Annotated in this window: 14 protein-coding genes and 1 other annotated feature; of the genes, 5 read left to right on the forward strand and 9 right to left on the reverse strand. The window is 43.6% G+C overall.

Annotated elements, in window-relative coordinates; translation table 11 throughout:
- Positions 1–127 precede the first annotated feature (127 nt).
- The 3 genes from AB4371_RS17665 to ettA all read right to left on the reverse strand — a co-directional run bounded on the left by AB4371_RS17665 (position 128) and on the right by ettA (position 3,335).
- Complete coding sequence (locus AB4371_RS17665) at positions 128–1,159, reverse strand: M23 family metallopeptidase (RefSeq protein WP_372102423.1); 1,032 nt, start codon at positions 1,157–1,159, stop codon at positions 128–130.
- A 49-nt stretch (positions 1,160–1,208) separates the two neighbouring features.
- The gene (locus AB4371_RS17670) at positions 1,209–1,577 is read right to left on the reverse strand and encodes a PilZ domain-containing protein (protein ID WP_017059356.1); all 369 of its coding nucleotides are present in this window, start codon (positions 1,575–1,577) and stop codon (positions 1,209–1,211) included.
- Positions 1,578–1,667: 90 nt separating this feature from the next.
- A complete protein-coding gene (ettA, locus tag AB4371_RS17675) occupies positions 1,668–3,335 on the reverse strand; it encodes an energy-dependent translational throttle protein EttA (RefSeq protein WP_017056147.1) in 1,668 nt (555 codons plus the stop codon).
- A 263-nt stretch (positions 3,336–3,598) separates the two neighbouring features.
- On the opposite strand from ettA, the gene sltY reads away from it, so the two are divergent.
- Both sltY and trpR read left to right on the forward strand, forming a co-directional pair.
- A complete protein-coding gene (gene sltY / locus AB4371_RS17680; protein WP_102321444.1) occupies positions 3,599–5,548 on the forward strand; it encodes a murein transglycosylase in 1,950 nt (649 codons plus the stop codon).
- A 172-nt stretch (positions 5,549–5,720) separates the two neighbouring features.
- Positions 5,721–6,014: a trp operon repressor gene (trpR, locus tag AB4371_RS17685; RefSeq protein WP_017059358.1), complete on the forward strand. Its 294-nt coding sequence runs from the start codon at positions 5,721–5,723 to the stop codon at positions 6,012–6,014.
- Between the two features lie 128 nt (positions 6,015–6,142).
- On the opposite strand, the gene yjjX is transcribed toward trpR, so the two are convergent.
- The 6 genes from yjjX to AB4371_RS17715 form a co-directional block, all read right to left on the reverse strand.
- Complete coding sequence (gene yjjX / locus AB4371_RS17690; RefSeq protein WP_048606829.1) at positions 6,143–6,664, reverse strand: inosine/xanthosine triphosphatase; 522 nt, start codon at positions 6,662–6,664, stop codon at positions 6,143–6,145.
- Positions 6,627–9,005 carry an EAL domain-containing protein gene (locus tag AB4371_RS17695; RefSeq protein ID WP_372150411.1) on the reverse strand — a complete coding sequence of 793 codons (2,379 nt, stop codon included), beginning with the start codon at positions 9,003–9,005 and terminating at the stop codon, positions 6,627–6,629. The genes yjjX and AB4371_RS17695 overlap by 38 nt, the downstream gene beginning before the upstream one ends.
- Before the next feature lie 333 nt (positions 9,006–9,338).
- Positions 9,339–10,514, reverse strand: coding sequence for a prephenate dehydratase (pheA, locus tag AB4371_RS17700; RefSeq protein ID WP_017059361.1), 1,176 nt, complete (start codon positions 10,512–10,514; stop codon positions 9,339–9,341).
- A 12-nt stretch (positions 10,515–10,526) separates the two neighbouring features.
- Positions 10,527–10,648, reverse strand: a sequence feature (Phe leader region).
- Between the two features lie 110 nt (positions 10,649–10,758).
- Positions 10,759–11,094 (reverse strand): ribosome hibernation-promoting factor, HPF/YfiA family, encoded by a 336-nt coding sequence (hpf, locus tag AB4371_RS17705; protein ID WP_004735034.1) that lies wholly within the window; start codon positions 11,092–11,094, stop codon positions 10,759–10,761.
- 424 nt (positions 11,095–11,518) lie between these two features.
- Positions 11,519–12,943 (reverse strand): transporter substrate-binding domain-containing protein, encoded by a 1,425-nt coding sequence (locus tag AB4371_RS17710; RefSeq protein WP_372150412.1) that lies wholly within the window; start codon positions 12,941–12,943, stop codon positions 11,519–11,521.
- A 140-nt stretch (positions 12,944–13,083) separates the two neighbouring features.
- Positions 13,084–13,812 (reverse strand): outer membrane protein assembly factor BamD, encoded by a 729-nt coding sequence (locus tag AB4371_RS17715; RefSeq protein WP_017059363.1) that lies wholly within the window; start codon positions 13,810–13,812, stop codon positions 13,084–13,086.
- A 137-nt stretch (positions 13,813–13,949) separates the two neighbouring features.
- Here AB4371_RS17715 and rluD point away from each other — a divergent pair, with 137 nt between their 5' ends.
- The 3 genes from rluD to clpB all read left to right on the forward strand — a co-directional run bounded on the left by rluD (position 13,950) and on the right by clpB (position 18,383).
- On the forward strand, positions 13,950–14,924 hold the full coding sequence (gene rluD, locus AB4371_RS17720; RefSeq protein ID WP_017059364.1) for a 23S rRNA pseudouridine(1911/1915/1917) synthase RluD: 975 nt from the start codon (positions 13,950–13,952) through the stop codon (positions 14,922–14,924).
- Positions 14,925–14,926: 2 nt separating this feature from the next.
- Positions 14,927–15,667: a peptidoglycan editing factor PgeF gene (gene pgeF / locus AB4371_RS17725; protein WP_017059365.1), complete on the forward strand. Its 741-nt coding sequence runs from the start codon at positions 14,927–14,929 to the stop codon at positions 15,665–15,667.
- A 142-nt stretch (positions 15,668–15,809) separates the two neighbouring features.
- Entirely contained in the window at positions 15,810–18,383 is a 2,574-nt protein-coding gene (gene clpB, locus AB4371_RS17730) for an ATP-dependent chaperone ClpB (protein ID WP_065584733.1), read from the forward strand.
- Positions 18,384–18,884 lie beyond the last annotated feature (501 nt).

Raw genomic sequence — 18,884 nt, forward strand, 5'->3', positions numbered from 1 at the left:
TGCTCGGCGCACAAATAAAAAAGAGCGACCATTTGGTCGCTCTTTTTGTTTGTGTTGAATGCCGATATTGCATCTGGCCTATAGTAGGCGAAATGCATTTTGATCATCATGGGCCAAACGAACAAACCTAGTTAGTCACGATAGGCTCTTTGTTATTCTCGTTCGATACTCGGTTATCATCGCTGGATACTGTGTCGATAGTTGAACTGATGTAAGGCACGTTAGTTAGGTTGATCTGCAAGCGAACCACGTTATCAATCAGCTGAACGAGTGGGCCCCATTTCACCTTTTTCTCTTTCTCAAACACGTAATTGAAGTTTTCTGGTGTCCAATCCATCAAGTATTGAGGGTTCAATGAGCGACCAAGGAAGCGTACTTCATAATGCAGATGTGGCCCAGTTGAGTTACCTGAGTTACCACAGCTCGCAATCACATCACCTTTACTGACAAACTGACCGCTGCGAACTTTGAATTTTTGCAGATGCGCGTAAGAGCTCATGAAGCCAAATGAATGGCGCATGGTGATAAAGTTGCCGAAGCCTTTTTTACTTGGGCGTACCGTTTCAATGACTCCATCTGCGGGCGCGACAATATCTTCACCACGCTTACACGTTAGATCGATACCAGTATGTACATGGCGTTTCCCTGAAATAGGGTTAGTGCGGCTACCATAAGAAGAAGATATACGTTGATAAGCCATCGGACTGTCGTTTGGAATCAAGCGGAACATTGTGGCTCTTACTGCTGAATCGACTGCAGCCGCATCAATGCGATCTTCTAAAGAAATATCATCGGTAAGCAGATCTTCATCAGCAAGACCCAGTACTGATTCCACATCGAATACACGCTTACCAAGTAGCTGAATCGTGCCTTCTTTCTCGGTCAGTGTTTGCGATAGCGAATGGTTGGTTTCTACTTGCTCAGCATAAAGAAATTCTGTTTGTTCTTTTTCAACAATCAGTGTTTCAATCAACTGTTGGGCATCACCCGCTTGCAGTGCGAGTTCTTGTTTACTCTCGAAGTGCATGTACGCCGCTCCGCCAATCAATAGCGGTACTGAAAAAATGGCAGTAGTGCAAATGAGCACGGCTTTACGGCCGAAGTAAAACGTCTGTTCCCCCTGACTAGAGGGAATAGTAATGGACACTTTTTTAGACATGGTTCTGTATTAACTAAATGCTTCTAATAGAAAAAGGGTAATGGAGATATTATTCCTTACCTAAGTCGGTAAGGTGTTCAATCTCTCTATAAAGCAGGTCATCGTCACCAACATTAAGCTCAACAAGGCGCTTAAGGTGGCTGATACTATCAATATCTAAATGCTCTATGCGTAAACGCATTGAGGTATTGATGGTAGAGACTATCGTTGCTTCTAACTGAATATTGATATCACTGTTTTCGAGTTTAAAGCTCACTTGAACAGGGACATCATGGCTAAGTTGTTTTGATTCATTGCATTGAATGAGTAAACCATGGAGTGATAAGTCTTGCACTGAGCCTGATACCTTTACTTGTCCTTGTGAGATCTCAGTCGGGACTTGATAAATAACTCGTGAAAATTGACGTCTTTCAACCATAAGTAATCTCTCTATATCGATGCATTACACGTAAGCCAGATATATCAAAGGCCGCTATTATCGCGGCCTTTGTTCAAAATACAAGCTTATTTACTTAGCTATACGCTTGTACTTGATACGGTGCGGCTCTGCCGCTTGTGCGCCTAGAGTCTGCTTAAGCCACTCAGTGTACTCAGTATAGTTACCTTCGTAGAAGTTAACTTGACCTTCATCACGGTAGTCTAAGATATGGGTCGCAATACGGTCAAGGAACCAACGGTCATGCGAGATAACCATTGCACAGCCCGGGAATTCAAGCAGTGCTTCTTCAAGAGCACGTAGCGTTTCAACGTCAAGGTCGTTGGTAGGCTCATCGAGTAGCAGTACGTTACCGCCCGCTTTTAGCAGTTTCGCTAAGTGAACACGGTTACGTTCACCACCAGAAAGCTCACCGATGATCTTCTGTTGGTCGTTGCCTTTAAAGTTGAAACGAGAACAGTAAGCACGCGCAGGGATTTCGAAGTTGTTGATCTTAATGATATCAGCGCCTTCAGAGATCTCTTGGAATACTGTCTTAGTGTCGTCCATGCTGTCACGGAACTGATCAACAGAAGCAAGCTTAACGGTTTCGCCTAGTTCAACTGTACCTGAATCTGGCTGTTCTGCACCGCTTAGCATCTTGAATAGTGTTGATTTACCTGCACCGTTGGCACCAACGATACCGACGATTGCGCCCTTAGGCATGCTGAACGATAGGTCGTCGATAAGAACGCGATCACCAAACGATTTAGTCAGGTTGTTCACTTCAAGAACTTTATCACCTAGACGCTCACCTGGCGGGATGAACAGTTCGTTGGTTTCGTTACGCTTCTGGTATTGGCCAGTTGTCAATTCTTCAAAACGAGCCATACGAGCTTTAGACTTAGCTTGACGGCCTTTAGGGTTTTGACGAACCCATTCAAGTTCTTTCTCGATTGTCTTTTGACGTGCGCTTTCGCCCGCTTTTTCTTGCTTAAGACGCTCGTCTTTTTGCTCTAGCCAAGACGTGTAGTTACCTTCCCATGGGATACCTTCACCACGGTCAAGTTCTAGAATCCAGCCAGCTGCGTTGTCTAGGAAGTAACGGTCGTGGGTAATCGCCACAACAGTACCACTGTAATCAACAAGGAAGTGCTCAAGCCATGCTACTGATTCTGCATCCAAGTGGTTGGTTGGTTCATCAAGAAGCAGCATGTCTGGCTTTTCAAGAAGTAGACGACAGATAGCAACACGACGACGCTCACCACCTGATAGGAATTCAATTTTCGCATCCCACTCAGGAAGACGAAGTGCATCAGCAGCACGCTCTAGAGCAGTCTCTAAGTTGTGACCGTCTTTTGCTTGAATCAGAGCTTCTAGTTCGCCTTGCTCTTTTGCCAGTGCATCGAAGTCTGCATCTGGTTCTGCGTAAGCTGCGTAAACCGCATCAATACGCTTAAGTGCGTCAGCAACGTCAGAAACCGCTTCTTCTACGATTTCACGAACAGTTTTTGATTCGTCTAGCACAGGCTCTTGTGGTAGATAACCTACTTTAAGGCCTTGTTGTGCACGTGCTTCACCATCAATATCAGTATCAATACCAGCCATGATACGTAGTAGGGTAGATTTACCTGAACCATTTAGACCCAAAACACCGATTTTAGCGCCAGGAAAAAAGCTAAGAGAAATGTCTTTAAGAATTTGACGCTTAGGTGGAACAGTTTTGCTCACCCGAGACATGGTATATACGTATTCAGCCATTGCCGATCGATCCTAATTATTGTTCAAAATTGTCTGCTATTTTATACCAATATCCTCAAAGATGTTACTCCTAGGGCAGAAAAGCCACTCTTGAACTAATCCTTACCTATTATTGTCACATTGGTCATTAAAACTATATTTAATGGGCTTCTGAGGCGAAGTGTTAAATATTAATAATATTTACACTCAAATCCTTTACATTTGATGTGATGTCGGGCGTAAATAGACTTCACGTATTCATACACGCACTAAGGAAAGAGCGAATGTTTTTCCGCATTGGTAATACGAAAATTGCTGTGGCTGCATCGGCAATTTTGTCTTCGGTTTCACTGGCTCCGGTCGCTATGGCTAGCAATGCATCCGAGCTTGAAATGCAGCGTGACGTTTATGATAAAGCGCAAGAGGTTTTAGACAGCCGTGATCTAAAAGCTTACTCCGCGCTGCGTAACAAAATTCAAACATACCCTTTAACACCTTACACCGATTATCGGGCCTTTCTGATTGGCTTAGGTGATCGCACACCTGCTGAGGTCGATGCTTTCATTGAAGAGAACAAGGCATTGCCTTTCTCCAATCGAATGCGCGCACCTTATTTGGATTCATTGGCTTCTCAAAAACAGTGGAAGACGATCCTTGAGTTTCAAACCAAAGAGCCTGTCGGTGAAAAATACCAATGTATTTATTATCGAGCGCATTACGAGCAAGGTAACCAAGAGCTTGCCTTTAAAGGAGCTAAACAACTTTGGTTGAGTGGTAGTGGTGTTGATGACGCTTGTGACCCTTTATTTAAAAGCTGGGATCAAGCTGGACTAAGAACTGATGAGCTGATTCTGGATAGAATGCTGCTAGCGTTCGAGGGCCGTAACGGTAAGTTAATGAGCTATCTGATTAAGCAATTGGATCATGATGAGTCAATTGCTCAAGCGAAGCAGATGAAGGCGTTGTACAACAAGCCTGAAAATGTACTCGCGTTTGCTAAAAAACATCCAGCGAATGAATTCTACCAAGCTCAAACCGAGTTTGCTTTCGAGAAGCTAGCAAGGAAATCATCAAGCAGTGCTCAAAAGGTGTTTGATGATGTCATCAAGGCTCAGAAGTTTTCGAAAGAGAAATCTCAAGAGCTCGCTGATTACCTAACGTTTCGTCTGATCAACACCGACTCTGAAGAGTTAATGGTGTGGCGCGACAAAATGCTCGCGAGTTCATCAAAGCAAGTTCTGCTGGAACGACGTGCTCGCTTAGCAATTCAACATGCCGATTGGACGGGTTTGAAAGAGTGGATAGCGCGCTTGGATGATAAACATCAGGCTTCGCTTCGTTGGCAATATTGGCAGGGCAGAGCTGAAATCGCGACGGGCGATACTGACAAAGGCAATAAGCGACTGTCAGATATCTTGGGTCAGCGTAATTTCTACAGTGTGGCTGCGGCTAAGCAGTTAGGTAAGCCAGTTCAATATCCAACATCGACACTTAAATACAATGCTGAAACAGTGAAGCCATTCGACACCTCTTTGGTGCGTATTGGTGAACTGATTGACCGAGACAAAATTGCGGCAGCGAAAAGTGAATGGCGCTGGTTACTGACCAATGCAGATAAAGAGCAAAAAGAGATGCTTGCCGCTTACGCTGCGACACAGCGTTGGAATCACTTTACCGTAACAGCGAGTATCTCTGCGAAGATGTGGGATAACATTGCGCTGCGCTTCCCTGTTGCTCATAAGTGGTGGTTTAACTTCTACGCTGAAAAGCACGATCTCGATCCAATCACTTTGATGTCTTTAGCAAGACAAGAGAGTGCGATGGATTCAGAAGCTCGCTCTCCAGTTGGCGCGCGTGGCATTATGCAAATTATGCCCAAGACGGCGCAATACACAGCGAACAAACATAAGATTAAGTATCAGGGCAGCGATGATCTTTATGATGTCGGCAAAAACATTGAGATTGGCAGTCACTACTTAGATGGTTTACTCGCTCAATATGATGACAACCGTATCTTTGCGTTTGCGGCTTATAATGCTGGACCTAGCCGTGTGAAACAGTGGCGTTCACGCAGCGATGAAAAGCTCGATGCCTTTGCATTTATCGAAATGATCCCATTCAAAGAGACACGTGGCTACGTTCAGAATATCTTGATGTTTGAGACCTACTATCGAGATATCTTGGGTGAGAAAGGGACGTTTTTAGCGCCCCATGAGGCAAAAACGAAATACTAAGCCTTCGGCATTTGGCCCGAAACTGAGTAAGAATAAAGGCAGTGAGTGCTAACCATTTCCACTTACTGCCTTTTTACATTGGATCGCATCAAGTGTTTCGGTATAAAGTGTTAAACGCTTTCAATCGTTAAGCGACTCTTTAAAGTCAGAATTTAAAAGTAAGTGTAGAGATATGGCATCACAACCTGAATATGATAATTGGCAACAACTGATGGACTTGGTAAAGACGGCTGTCGAAAAAGATCAGCACGAGCTGTTGTTGACTATGATGATGACACCAGACGAGCGAGATGCTCTGGTTGCTCGAATTAATATCTTCTGTGAGCTGATGAAAGGCGATATGTCTCAACGACAGGTGAGTCAAATGCTGGGCGTAGGCGTAGCGACGATAACCAGAGGCTCAAATGAGCTAAAGGCCAAATCTGAGCAAGAGAAAGTCGTGATCGCCGACCTATTGCTAAAGTAATAATGGAATTAAGCTATCACGCGATAGTATGAATACGAATTCGATAAAAAACGCTAACTGGATGTTAGCGTTTTTTGTTTCTGAAGATTGTTCTTGGAATCTTTTGAAGTTTAAGGAAGCCTCAAATACTAAATAGGAAAGTGTTCAGGATTCACAAATGGGATCAGAGCCAAAATTAAAGCTTGATGATAGACCGAACTGCGTGACAATTGGTTATGTGTCAGTAGGCCAATGGCACCACCTTTCTGTTTGATATTGTCGGTACCAAACACTTCATCCATCACATCCCCTAACTCGTTTGCATGCTCTAGTTTCTCAAGCACGGCTGGTGGCAGCATCAGACTTGCTGAACGAGACTCGCCACGTTGGCCATTCGCTTCGATCACCATCCAGGCAAAGGTGACGTTTGTTTCTATTCCCGCTTCTAGACCAACATAGAAGTCTGCATCAGGCTGAGCTTGAGTTGCGTTGTGAACTCGATTCACGGCACCTTGATAGGTTTCATCATTGCTCATCGGTTGATCGGCGACACCACTAGGGACGCTGATGCCTTTGAAATCAAATTCAGTATCAGGAAAAGCAGATAAGAACGCACTTTTAACGGCGTTTATTTTAGCTGGGTTCAGCGATGCGATGATTACAGATTTCATGTGTCGGATTCTTTTTGTTGTCGATTAGATTGAGTTGATGTTGTCGGTACCAGTCACTCAACTCTTCTAGTGGCATGGGTTTACCAAAGTAATAGCCTTGCAGCATATCGCACTGTGCATCCTGTAACCACTGGTGCATGTCTTGAGTTTCAATCCCTTCGGCGGTGACCTTTTTCCCCTGAGCATGACACAACCCGATAACCGGTTTTACGATGTTCTGGTTATTGGTCTCAATCAAGGTATCCAAAAACGCTTTATCCAATTTAATTTTCTGAGTTGGATACTGCACCAGTTGAGTGATAGAGGTGTAACCGGAACCAAAATCATCAATCGCAAGTCGATAGCCCATGCATGCCAGTTCGTTCAGCAATGGAAAACCTTCTGAATTTGAGTAAAAGGTTTCAGTGATTTCAAAATCGATTAGGCTTGGTGGAATTCGATTTAACTCCGCGTGTTCTTTAATGAAACCCGCAAGATGAGTGGTTTCAATGCCAGCAGAAGATAGGTTGATCGACAATTGAATTGAGTGATCAAATTGAGCCTGAAGTCGATGGAATGAAGCAAACGCATTCTGTATTACCCAGCGGTCAACATGTTCAAACAGCCCGGTTTGTTCGGCTATTGGAATGAACTCATCTGGTGGAACCAAACCAAGTTGCTTTGAATTCCAACGCAATAACACCTCAACGCCAATAACATCAGTCCCGGTGGAATCCATGTAGGGCATGTAAACGAGCCTGAATTCATCATCAAAATTCTCACCTCTAAGCGCACGTTCAATGTCTGCTTGGCGCTGAATGGCTTTGTCTAAATCCCGTGAATAGTCAGCAAATTGGTTTTTACCGGCACGCTTGGCTTGGTACATCGCAGTATCCGCGTTGGACAGTAGCTTCTCGATTGAGTTGCCATCATTAGGGTAGGTCGCAATACCAATACTGACCGTGATCGGAAAGCTGCCTGATTCGGTGACAAAACCTTTTTGCAGTGGAGTCAGTAAATCGTTCGAGAATCGATGCGCGACATTTCCTCGGTGACTAGGAGCGTTAATGTAGACAACGAACTCGTCTCCAGAAAGTCGGGCTGGCATACAATGAGCGTCGAATTCCTCTTTATAATGACGACAAATATCTGAAATACGCTGAGCAAAAGAAACCAGAATCGAGTCGCCGATTTGATGCCCGTATTTGTCGTTCACAAACTTGAAGTTGTCCAAGTCAAAATAGAGAACCCAGGTTTCGGTATTCGAACTCGGTTTTGGCAACGATTGCTGAACGAAGGTTTGAAACTGATGCCTATTGGCTATTTGGGTTAACTGATCATTTTCGGCCAAGAGCTTGGTTTGCTGGTAGGTGTTGTCTAGCTCTTGGTACATGTCATAAAAACGCTGTGATAAGCGGCCAAGTTCATCACGAGTGCCTAAGCGTTCAATGTTCTTACGTTGTTTTTTTTCGACTTGCTGTAGCTGTCGATCGAGCCGTGTTATTGGAGTAATCACAGTGCGAGACAGAAGCATGAGTAGCAGAGCGACAGTCACAAACGCAGACAGTGCAAACGACAAACTCAGCTTGTTCCAAATCGAATCGAGCTTGTTTTCCAACAGGAATTGCGCCGGGTCGACCGTGGCGTACAGTTCTGGTGCAAGCTTGACTGAGTGGGTGACATCATTTTCCAAAGAAACCGCTATGGAGGTGAAGAACAAACTGGTTTGGTAGTCGAACTCTATCTGTTTTCTCAGCGCATTAAATTTGTCGAGAGAGACAGAGACAACAACAAAGAACACATCGTCGGGTTGATTGTTAACGGTTGGGAAAATCGCTTTTCTATCTACCTTGTCATAGTGAACCAACATCCCTTCGCCTTGGGAGTTTTGAATATAGTTGGTACTCGATGTTGCTAGGGTGTCTTGATAGTGCTGGTCAACATACTCCAATATCTTACTGTCGATCTGAGTGCGTGAGTCATTGCTATTATCCGCGTAATAACGCAGTTTTCGATCACCATTAAGAAGCGCTAAACCTGTATAGCTTTCATCGTCATCTTGCAGGAAATGAATGGCTTCTCGAAGATTACTGACCAGTTCAAGATCGCGAGATAGATTTTGATCAGTGAGAAAATAACGCTTCACCATATCACTCTGGGTCAAGGTGTAAGAGTAGCTATTGAGGAACGAACGAGATTGGCGAAAGTATCCGGCTAGTTTTTCCATGTTCAGTTGAAGTGCGTTGTCTTCGCGTTTGATGAAACTGCTTTTTTGCGTCGAATAAATAATATAGCTAGAAGCCGCGGTACTGATCAGTATCACAGGGGCTATTAGTAGTAAGATTTTAGTACTTAGCTTCATAGTTAATGACAACACTATTTATAAATTAAGCGCATAAGTTTATGTTACTTAATGCTTACTCGCTATTAATTATACGTAGTTCGATGATTTCCTGTGAAGGGGGTAAGGTTTTGTCTTTATTGATAAAAAAAGCCACTAATGAGTTTTTGTTAGAAAGGCTCAAGTAGTGGAGAGAGTAAGCGTGCCGAATGTGCGAAACAAGTGAATTGTGTTTCAGGCATGCTAGGGTGAGTTTTCTTAGCGAGAATAGTACTCGACTAGAGGGTGATTTAAGTATTTGGCCTGCTGTAGGCCAAATACTTATGTTAGCTAAAAGCTGATACTCACTTTCAGCTATGACAACTTAACTTGAGTCGCTTTGATGTTCTCACTTGGGTAGCAACCCAACACTTTAAGGTGGCGAGTAATGGCTGTTAGTTCCGTTATCGCTTGTTGCATATTATCTGAATCCAGATGCGCCTCTAAATCGACATAGAACATCTCTTCCCAAGGGTTACCCATGATAGGACGAGATTCTAGCTTAGTCATGTTGATGCCTAAGCGTTGCAGGATCAGTAGTGTTTCTACCAAAGAACCCGCCTCTTGAGATGTCGACATGATGAGCGTTGTTTTCGCTGGTATTTGAGTCGATACTTCAACAGGCTTACGCGCCACAACGATGAAACGAGTGTGGTTCTCTGTTTGGTTTGCAATATTGCTCTGGATTGGCTGTAGTCCATAAAGCTTACCGCTCGATGCATTACCAATAGCAGCTACGTCATTACCACCCAATTCTTTAACTTTTTTCATTGCATCAGCGGTGCTTGCGCAAGACTCAAGGTTGACACCCTTAAGGCGGCTCAAGAACTCACTGCATTGTTGATGAGGTTGTGGGTGCGAGTAGAGTGTTTTGATGTCTTCTAAACGGATATCACTTTTAGCAACAAGGCAGTGCTCAATCGGTTGAGAAAGTTCGCCAACAATGTATAGAGTCGTATGCTGTAACAGGTCGTAGACCTCGTTAATTGACCCTGAACTGGTGTTCTCAATCGGCAGGACACCGTAGTCGGCATGGCCAGACTCTACTGTTGATGCGACTTCTTTGAAGTGATTACAGTTCAGCTCAATCAATTCCATATTCTTGCGGCTGAAGTATTCGCGGCTCGCAAGGTGAGAATACGATCCCTTAGAACCTAAGAATGCAACGCGAGCCAATGGTTTACGGCTTTGCGGGTTCGCTAGGTTTTGTAAGTATGACTGTTGTAGTAAAACGGAATCTTCGATGATGGTGTGAAACAGCTTGGTAATGTACTGCGCATCAAGTTCGTATTTATCTTTGCCGTTGTTGATCAGTTTAACTAATAGTTGTTGTTCTCGTACTGCATCACGAACTGGTTTTGATGTCTCTACTTTGCTTTTAGCGACTTCGATACTTAGCTTGCGACGCTCTGAAAGTAACTTCAGGAGTTCGTCGTCTAAATCATTAAGACGAAGGCGGATATCATCCAGTGAAATTGAGCGGTCAGTCATAAATGTGTCCTTATAAAAAAGCCTCCCTAGTGTGGGAGGCTTCTTGTTCGTTTTTGACTTGTTTTTCTAAAACGACTTAGCCTCCGATTTACGGAAGAAAAAAGAAGTCAAAAATAAACAAAGATTGAGTGTGCATAAAAAGTGATTGTTTTATGAATGTTTAAACACAATAAGCAAGCGAGCTACGAGCGTCAAGCAAAAAAATAGCGCCCTGAGGCGCTATTTTTTAATCTGTTCTCTTTCCTTATTCTACTTCAGCTTCTAGCTCTTCGATTTCAGGCTTTTCAGCGCGGCGCGCTTCTGGTTTATGGCGTAGCTTGTTGAGTTGACGCTCTAGTTTTTGTTCTACTTCGTTGATCGCTACGTAGAGGTCGTCATGGATTGATGAAGCAACAAGTTGGCCTTTTGGTACGGTTAGTACCGCTTCAAATTTCTTCTTCTTGTTTGGTTCTTCGCTAAAGCTCGCTTGGCAGCCAATGATGTCTACTTGCCATTTATCTAGCTTTTTAAATTTGCTTTCTATGTGATCACGGATTGCAGAGGTAATGTCGATGTTTTTACCAGTGATGTTCATTTTCATAGAAGTTTTCCTCTGTTGTATCCCTCATGGGTTAACTTCAGATTACGACTTTTAGGAATAAAGAATGTGATCTAGATCTTGTTTTGGTTGGGTGGGATAAGCATTAAAATCAAATGTGATCTTACGCAAGTCTTAGTATCTTTTTGGCGAAAAATGCTTGTTATCCTTATGAAAAACGATAACTTGGAGGCAAGGCTTCGCTAAAAATTAAATCAGTTTTTAGGGGCGTCCTACAGCCTATGGAAAGTGCTTGATTGAAATTTACTCAATAGTGTTTTGTGATATAGGTCTTGTAATATAGGTCGCTACATAAGCTTCTTCAGAATTAGATAAACAAAAGCCGCATAAGTATTCTTATGCGGCTTTTGTGTTTTTTAGCTTTACCTAATACCTTTGGCTCCCCAGCTCTGGGATGGAGGCGATCCTAGTCGTTAGTGTTCAGTAATCTCGCTGTGCTGTCCTCTCGGATAGCATTGATAGCTTGTAATTGTTTATAGATTACGAAGTAACGATTGATGTTGGCAACATAGGTTACGGGTTCTTTACTCACGTATTTGCGAGTGATGATTTCTACGTTTTTAAACCAGATGTTTGGGTTGTAACCTTTCTGCTTGGCAATGCTCCTCATCTTTCTGATCTTAGCAGGACCAGCGTTGTAAGAAGCCAAGGTAAAGTAGATTTGATTGTCGGGTGATATTGCCGGGTCGTCAAAATATCGGTCTTTGATAAAGCGCATATACTTCACACCCGCATGGATGTTGTTATCCACCTTATGGATGTTCTTGATGTTGACGTTTTTATCTTTGGCGGTACTCGGTAATACCTGCATCACACCAATAGCCCCGCGATGAGAAATCCGGCTCTGATCCAGTCCTGATTCTTGGAAACCTTGAGCTGACATCATCAAAGGATCAAATTCATACTTGCTCGAATACTTTTCAAAGACATCTGAGAGTTTAGCTACTCGGTCTACTTTATTGGGGTTGAGTGCTCGGCCTAACCAGCGAGTATTGTCGATGTATTTCTGGTAGATGACATTCCCAAGCAGGGTGCCTGTTCGTGCGGTCTTGACGTATTTGTTTATCTCTTTCTTCAGTTGAGGGCTGTCTTTTCTTAAAGCCCAAGCAATACGACCATTTTGTCGTAAAGGTAAGTCGTTATGGACTTGAATGTTTTCCATTACATCGATCCAGAGCTTGGCTTTATGGTTATCCAGAATTGTGCCTTGTATATAACCTTGGTTAACCAGTTCTATCAGCTCGTAGTCTTGTAATGACTCCTCGATAAAGTGGACATGCAGTGGTGGTAAACCTAGCTCGTTAAGCTCCTTATTAACTCTTTGTACACTCTCGAAGTAACTCGAGCTTGCTCGTATCCACACCTCTTTGCCACTCAATTGCTTGATTTCGGTGATAGGTTCGGCCTTTTTCCCTGTGATAATGAGTTCTTTACCATCTTTAATCATCGGATCCGAAAAATCGATGGTTCGTAATCGTTTATCGGTGATCGTTAGGTTAGCGACAGCGACATCACCATAGCCAGACTCTAAAGAGGGAAGTAGATCATCTCGTTGCACGGGGATGATTTGAACATTGAGATAGGGATGTTTCTTACGAAGGCTTTTCTCAAAGTGGTAGAGCATTTCTGCCACGATGCCTTTTGGCTTGCCATCCTCGATGTAATAGAAACCAAGATCGGCAGACACTAGCACTCTAACCGTTCCTTTGGTTTTGAGCACATCCAAGTCACCCATGTAAGGCTTATTGCTTAATGGAGACAGTTCTAATGCGTAGGATAAGTGGCTAAATAGCGATATCCAGATAAATAATAACAACCTACTCACATCCACACTCCATGTTGATGTTTTGTTAAAAGTTATCTTTTGAAGATACCGTGTATTATGCGATCCATCAAGTTTGCGATATGTAGATGAAAAAAAGCGCGCTAGTAAATTAGCGCGCTTTTAGGATTGAGATGTAAGAGGTTTGATTAAGGTAGTGGGTTTAACTCAATCAACTTTTCTGTTCTTAACACAGCGTCATCTAGGCCGAGTTGTTGATAAGCTTTTAGCTGGATATCTAAAGACTTACGCGCAGCAATGGTGTCTGGGTAAGTTTTTTGCAGCTCTTGCGTTCTGTTGATCGCAGCAATCCAAGCTTCGCGGCGTAGGTAGAAATCAGCGGTTGCTAAGTCATACTCTGCTAGGCGGTTCTTAAGTGCGAACATGCGTTTTTGTGCATCTTCAGCATAAGGGCTACTAGGGAAACGTTCGAGTAGTCGCTTGAAGTCAGCAAACGCAAGTTTCACTGGTTCAGGATCTCGGTCACTACGGTCGATATTAAAAATATCGTGCATGAAGTTTCGGTCTTGCGCCATGTGCGTTAAGCCGCGCATGTAAAGAACCCAGTCTTGTTTCTCATGCGTTGGGTTCAAACGTAGGAAACGTGAAATGGTAGCGAGGCCAAGTGCCAAGTCATCATTTTTGTAGTAAGCGTAAATCAGATCGAGCTGTACTTGCTCAGAATAGGCGCCGAATGGGTAACGTGAGTCTAGGGCTTCTAGCTTTTCTATTGCTGAAAGCCAGCTACCGCTCTGCAGTGATTCTTGAGCGTCAGAGTAGAGAACCGATGGTGGTACATCTGGCACTATCTCTTCACTACTTGAACAACCAACCAAGAGTGATACGGCTAATAGACCCGATAAAGTAAGGTGTTTCATGTCAGGCGTCGATTCCTTGAATTAAATATTTCGTAAGCTTCCGTTACTTTCTAACCAGTAACAGATACAATGATGCAATTATTCTATTTTATCCATACTAATGGGTATTAGTCTCACGGTTTTTAAAAAAGTTCGATATGGCTCAGCAGATCACATTAACAGACACAGTAAAAAGCAGCCAGTTAGGTCAACGTTTAGACCAAGCTGTCGCTGAACTATTTACCGATTTTTCTCGCTCTCGCATTAAAGAGTGGCTTCTTGACGGCAAAATCCAAGTGGATGGCGAAGTTATTACAAAGCCGCGCGTTAAGGTTTTGGGCGGTGAAGAGATCATCTTGCAAGCTGAACTTGCAGATGAAGAGCGCTGGGAAGCACAAGATATTCCTCTAAACATTGTCTACGAAGATGATGACTTATTGGTTATCAATAAGCCTCGCGATCTGGTTGTACACCCAGGCGCAGGCACACCGGATGGAACCATACTAAACGCATTGCTTTTCCATTACCCACAGATTGCAGAAGTGCCTCGTGCAGGTATTGTGCACCGTCTTGATAAAGACACAACAGGTCTTATGGTTGTGGCTAAAACGGTTCCAGCTCAAACTCGTCTTGTGCGTGCTCTTGCTAAGCGTCGTATTACTCGTGAATATGAAGCAATTGCAATTGGCAAAATGACCGCTGGTGGTGTGGTAGAGAAAGGCATTAGCCGTCATGCAACTAAGCGTACCTTGATGGATGTAAATGAATTAGGAAAGCCAGCGGTAACTCACTACCGTGTTGCTGAGCACTTCCGCGAGCATACTCGTATTCGTCTACGCCTAGAAACGGGTCGTACTCACCAAATTCGTGTTCACATGTCATACCTTCAGCATCCGCTGCTAGGTGACGTTGCATACGGTGGCCGTGCTCGTATTCCAAAAGGTGCATCTGAAGAACTAACGACCATGATTCGTTCTTTTGATCGCCAAGCGCTACACGCTGTTATGCTTAAATTTGTTCACCCAATTACAGGTGAAGAAGTTGAGTTCCACGCTCCTGTGCCAAATGACATGGTTGTGATGGCTGAAGCGTTACGTGTTGATGCTCGCGAAAACTTGGAAGACGACATTTAATCATGTCGATGATCATCCCTAACTGGAATGCACCAAAAAACGTGAAAGCATTTGCTTCGACACGTTTTGATGGTTTTTCTACTGGTGCGTATCAAGGATTAAACCTAGGTACGCATGTTGGGGATGATACTTCGCTTGTTGAAAACAACAGAGCCTGGCTCAAGCAACACGCTAATATGCCTGCCGCTCCGGTATGGCTACATCAAACTCACTCAACAGATGTCGTTACGGTTTTACACCCTACGGCAGATATTCTTGATGCTGACGGTACGTTTACCACAGCTAAAGGTGTTGTTTGTTCTGCGATGACAGCCGATTGCTTACCTGTAATCCTTACTGATACCAAAGGCACTCAAGTTGCAGCTGTTCATGCTGGTTGGCGTGGTCTTGCTGGTGGAATTCTTGAAAATGCCGTCGCAAAGTTTTCAAACTTAGGTTCAGAGAATAAGATCATTGCTTGGCTTGGTCCTGCAATAGGCAAACAAGCTTTTGAAGTAGGCGATGATGTGTTGGAAGCTTTCGTTAGTTTTGACTCTCAAGCTAAGCTCGCATTTGAAGCCAAAGCTGAACCAGGCAAATGGCTAGCGAATATGTCTCAGCTTGCAACGCAACGACTGAACAAAGTTGGTGTAACTTCTGTGACAGACTCTAATCTATGTACCTTCGCTGATGCCGATGCGTTCTATTCTTATCGTCGTGATGGTATTACTGGACGCCAAGCTACTTTTATTTGGTTAGAGTAACCTTTAACTAGTGCAACCAGTCATCCAGCTCATTTATATTTTTATAACAGCTCTATTCTTCATTCTTATCCCTTGAAAATCCGCGTTACCGTATCCATCTTCTAACCATAAGATAAACATATCTAAGAGTAGGAAGGTTGGCATGCGTCTCGATCGATTCACTAGTAAATTCCAAATTGCGATATCTGATGCTCAGTCGCTCGCATTAGGTCGTGATCACCAATATATAGAGCCTGTGCACCTAATGGTGTCTTTGCTTAATCAAGATGGTAGTGCAATTCGTCCATTGCTCACCATGCTGAATATTGATGTGGTTCAATTGCGTTCAAAGCTAAGCGAAATATTAGACCGTGTACCGAAAGTAAGTGGTATCGGTGGTGATGTTCAACTGTCGAATGCAATGGGTACTTTGTTCAACCTATGTGACAAGGTCGCACAAAAGCGTCAAGACACATACATTTCTTCGGAAGTCTTCCTACTTGCCGCAATTGAAGATAAAGGCCCTTTAGGTAACCTGCTTAAAGAGCTAGGTCTTACTGAGCAAAAATTATCTCAAGCTATCGAGCAGGTTCGTGGCGGTCAAAAAGTTGATGACCCAAATGCCGAAGACCGACGCCAAGCGTTAGAGAAGTTCACCATCGATCTGACTGAAAGAGCGGAGCAAGGCAAGCTGGATCCGGTAATTGGCCGAGATGACGAAATCCGCCGTACTATCCAAGTACTTCAGCGTCGTACTAAGAACAACCCAGTCATTATCGGTGAACCTGGTGTTGGTAAGACAGCTATCGTTGAAGGTTTGGCTCAGCGCATTATTAACAATGAAGTGCCAGAAGGTTTAAGAGGCCGACGCGTACTTTCATTAGACATGGGTGCTTTGGTAGCTGGCGCTAAATATCGTGGTGAGTTTGAAGAGCGTTTGAAGTCAGTCCTCAATGAATTGTCTAAAGAAGAGGGCAATATCATTCTCTTCATCGATGAAATTCATACTATGGTCGGCGCTGGTAAAGGTGAAGGCTCTATGGATGCCGGTAACATGTTAAAACCAGCGTTGGCTCGTGGTGAACTCCACTGTGTTGGCGCAACGACTCTTGATGAATACCGTCAATACATAGAGAAAGATCCAGCGTTAGAGCGCCGCTTCCAAAAAGTGCTTGTCGATGAACCAACGGTTGAAGACACGGTGGCGATTCTTCGTGGTTTGAAAGAGCGCTATGAACTTCATCATCATGTAGAAATTACCGACCCAGCAATCGTGGCTGCAGCAACACTATCTCATCGATACGTTTCTGATCGTCAACTGCCGGATAAAGCGATTGATCTGATTGATGAAGCGGCTTCGAGTATCCGTATGCAGATCGACTCAAAACCTGAGTCGCTAGATAAGCTCGAGCGTAAAATCATTCAATTGAAGATCGAGCAGCAAGCTCTTACCAATGAAAATGATGAAGCCAGTGAAAAACGCCTTCGAACATTACAAGAAGAGCTTTCTGACAAAGAACGAGATTTCGCAGAGCTTGAAGAAGTGTGGAATGCAGAGAAAGCCGCGCTTTCTGGCACGCAACACATCAAGTCAGAGCTAGAACAAGCTCGTATGGATATGGATTTTGCGAGACGTGCTGGTGATCTTAACCGAATGTCTGAATTGCAATACGGTCGAATCCCAGAATTAGAGAAGCAGTTAGATCTTGCGACTCAAGCTGAAATGCAAGAAATGACGCTGCTGCGTAATAAGGTCACTGATGCAGAAATTGCAGACGTGCTATCGAAGCAAACAGGCATACCTGTTTCTAAAATGCTAGAAGCCGAGAAAGAGAAGCTTCTTAAAATGGAAGGTGTTCTACATAAGCGAGTTATTGGCCAAGCGGAAGCAGTCGAAGTGGTATCGAATGCGATTCGTCGTAGCCGTGCAGGTTTATCTGATCCAAACAAGCCGATTGGATCTTTCTTATTCCTTGGTCCAACTGGCGTTGGTAAAACGGAGTTGTGTAAAACACTCGCGAACTTCATGTTTGATAGTGACGATGCAATGGTGCGTATCGACATGTCTGAGTTTATGGAGAAACACTCTGTTGCTCGTTTGGTTGGTGCTCCTCCGGGTTACGTTGGATATGAAGAAGGTGGTTACTTAACAGAAGCAGTGCGTCGCAAGCCTTATTCAGTGATTTTGCTAGATGAAGTAGAGAAAGCGCATCCTGATGTTTTCAATATCTTATTGCAGGTGCTTGATGATGGACGCTTAACTGATGGACAAGGTCGTACAGTCGATTTTAGAAACACGGTAGTGATCATGACATCCAACCTTGGCTCTTCGAGAATTCAAGAGAACTTCAATACGCTCGACTACCAAGGAATAAAGAATGAAGTGATGGAAGTGGTAGGTAAACATTTCCGTCCTGAGTTTTTGAACCGAGTTGATGAAAGCGTGGTGTTCCATCCATTGGGTCAAGAGCACATTCAGTCGATAGCCGCTATTCAGCTTGAGCACCTTAAGAAGAGAATGGAAGACAATGGTTATGAGCTTGAAGTTTCGGATAAAGCACTCAAGTTAATTTCTCAAGTTGGTTTTGATCCAGTATATGGTGCACGACCTTTGAAAAGAGCGATTCAACAAAGTGTCGAGAACCCGTTAGCGAAAGCGATACTGGCAGGAAAAATTAATCCAGATAAGAAAGTGCAGCTATTAGTAAACAACGACCGCATTATTGCTCACCAATAGTTGAAGTAAGAACGGTAGGTACGATTGGCCGAAATTAAGGCTTAATCGTACCTATTTTAAACGCTTTGTGTGAATAGTGTTCGAACGGTCGCCGGTGGCGGCTTTTTTTCGTTTTTAGTCTTGTACAAAGGATTATTCTCTCTATAATGCGCCTCCGTTGCCAAGGATAACCAAGCGGTTTGAACTGAGTAACAAGACGGTGATAAGCATTTAAGATGCTTTGAAAAATTAGCTGGAAAAAGTGTTTGACACTGGAATCTAATCCGCTAGAATGGCCGTCCACTTCGAGAGCCTCCTTACTAAAGGGAAGGCTCAACAAGTAAAGCTCTTTAACAATTTAAACCTATCAATCTGTGTGGGCACTCGTTGATGAATATCAAAACGTTTTATCGTTAGATAAAACAGATTCTTCGGAATCAAAATTGATTTCAATGAACTGAGTGACCAATACGTTTAACTACTTGTAGTTATTCGGCACAGTCAATTCATTACCATTCTGTT

The sequence above is a fragment of the Vibrio sp. 10N.261.51.A3 genome (assembly GCF_041471965.1).
GTDB lineage: Bacteria > Pseudomonadota > Gammaproteobacteria > Enterobacterales > Vibrionaceae > Vibrio > Vibrio crassostreae_C.